The sequence below is a fragment of the Microbacterium sp. ISL-103 genome (genome assembly GCF_018613995.1).
Taxonomy (GTDB): Bacteria; Actinomycetota; Actinomycetes; order Actinomycetales; family Microbacteriaceae; genus Microbacterium.
Window position 1 is genome coordinate 1 of the sequence record NZ_JAGGPD010000381.1, and the last position, 1,787, is coordinate 1,787.

The following is a 1,787-nucleotide window of genomic DNA, read 5'->3' on the forward strand; positions in this document are numbered from 1 at the left end:
GGAAAAGGCACTCTGGGCGGAACAACCCGACGCCCTCAGCCCCGCGTTCGACGGCATCGGATGCGTCTGCAGGTTTCCCCAGATTCGCCAGCAGCGGGATCAGCGTGCCGTCGGCGAGGGCGCCGGGAGTCAACGGTGCGGAGTCCGCCGAGCGGCGGGCGGCGGCGCGCTGCTCGGCGCGCGTCTTCTCGTCGTCGGTCGGGTCGACGGTGACGAGACCGGCGGCGGCATCGACGATGACCGCGCTGCCCGTGGCGAGGTCGGATGCTGCGGCCGCGCCGACGATCGCGACGATGCCCTTCTCGCGGGCGAGGATCGCGGTGTGCGAGGTGGGTCCGCCGTCGAAGGTGACGAGAGCCAGTACCTGCTCGAGGTTCAGCAGGGCGGTGTCGGCCGGTGCGAGGTCGCGAGCGACCAGGACGAACGGATGCCCGGGGTCGGGCACGCCGGGTGCATCGACACCACGAAGGCGGGCGAGCACGCGCTGGGCGATGTCGTCGAGGTCGGCTGCGCGCTCGCCGAGGTAGCCGCCGACGGCCTCCAGCGTCGCGCGGAAGCCCGCGAACGCGTCGTGAACGGCCCACTCCGCCGTGGCGCCGTCGTCGATGCGGGCGTCCACCTCGTCCTGCAGAGTCGGGTCCTCGGCGATCATCGCCTGCGCCTCGAGCACCTCCTGTGCCGAGCCGCCTGCCGCCTCGCCGCGAGCCGTCAGTTCCGCAGCGACCGCCGCGACCGCGTCACGGACTCGCATGCGCTCGGCGTCCGCACCCTGTGCGCTGGGGACGTTCTCGGGAGCGGGCAGAGCCTCGGTCATCCGCACGACGACGCCCTGGGCGACTCCGAGACCGATGCCGACTCCGCGCAGTTCGCTCATACTCCGGCGTCCTGATCGTGATCGGTGGTGAGCAGCTCGGTGAGCGTGTCGAGCACGCCCTCGGCTCCGTCGCCGTCAGCGGTGAGCGTGACGTAGTCGCCGTGCTCGATCGCCAGCGCGATGACGCCCAGGATGCTGGCCGCGTTCACCGCTTTGCCCGAGTCCTTCGCGATGGTCACGGGGATGCCGGAGTCCTTCGCGGCCTGCGCGAACAGCTTCGCGGGGCGGGCGTGGAGTCCGTGTGATGAGCCGATCCGGACGGTGCGAGAGACGGTCATGATGTTCCTTTCGGGGTGTTCCTTGCATCGGCGATGATCGAGCGGGCGAGCGCCAGCGTGCGGGTGCCGTCCCGGTCGGCGAAGACGTCGTCGGGAAGCACCGCCACTCGAGCAGGGGCCGCCAGTCGGATCGCCTCGAGGCGATCGGCGAGGTGCGGACCGATGAGGATGAGATCGTGATCGCTGCCGGAGACGGAGTGCTCCATGCCGGCTGAGGCGTCCCAGTCCAGGCCGGCCTCGGAGGCCGCCCTGCGCAGTCGCTGTGCGACGAACGTGCTCGACGCGCCGGCGCCGCACACCACGAGGATCTTCATCGATTCCAGACCTTTCCTGAGAACAGTCTGGGAACGAACGGGGTGCACTCGCCAACAGGTTCCTTTCCGCCCCCGCGGAACATCGGTTTCGGAGCGGGTCGCTCCGCTTCCTGACATCATGGAAGTCACGTCAGGACAGTGCAGTCGGCACGGAGTGGGGAGGATCATGTCGCGCCAGCGCCAGGACCAGCTCCTCTCGACCCTGCTGCGCCAGGGCGACTGGGCGACGGCCGCGAGTCTCGCCGATCAGCTCGGGGTGACCCCCCGCAGCATCCGCTCGTACGTCGCGGCGCTGAACGCCCGCACCCGGGGAGCGGATGC

Annotated in this window: 4 protein-coding genes; 1 reads left to right on the forward strand and 3 read right to left on the reverse strand. The window is 70.5% G+C overall.

The window, feature by feature from the left end; genetic code table 11:
• From J7E68_RS13820 to J7E68_RS13830, 3 genes are all read right to left on the reverse strand, one after another.
• Window positions 1-874 (reverse strand): phosphoenolpyruvate-utilizing N-terminal domain-containing protein (locus J7E68_RS13820; RefSeq protein ID WP_251048988.1); only part of this gene is annotated, 874 nt, incomplete at its 3' end.
• Window positions 871-1,152, reverse strand: a complete 282-nt coding sequence (locus tag J7E68_RS13825; protein WP_215173501.1) for an HPr family phosphocarrier protein — start codon at window positions 1,150-1,152, stop codon at window positions 871-873. The genes J7E68_RS13820 and J7E68_RS13825, both read right to left, overlap by 4 nt.
• Entirely contained in the window at window positions 1,149-1,466 is a 318-nt protein-coding gene (locus J7E68_RS13830) for a PTS sugar transporter subunit IIB (RefSeq protein WP_215173503.1), read from the reverse strand. Before J7E68_RS13830 ends, J7E68_RS13825 begins: the two co-directional genes overlap by 4 nt.
• A 166-nt stretch (window positions 1,467-1,632) precedes the next feature.
• Here J7E68_RS13830 and J7E68_RS13835 point away from each other — a divergent pair.
• A partial coding sequence (locus tag J7E68_RS13835) for an HTH domain-containing protein (RefSeq protein WP_215173505.1) occupies window positions 1,633-1,787 on the forward strand: 155 nt, incomplete at its 3' end.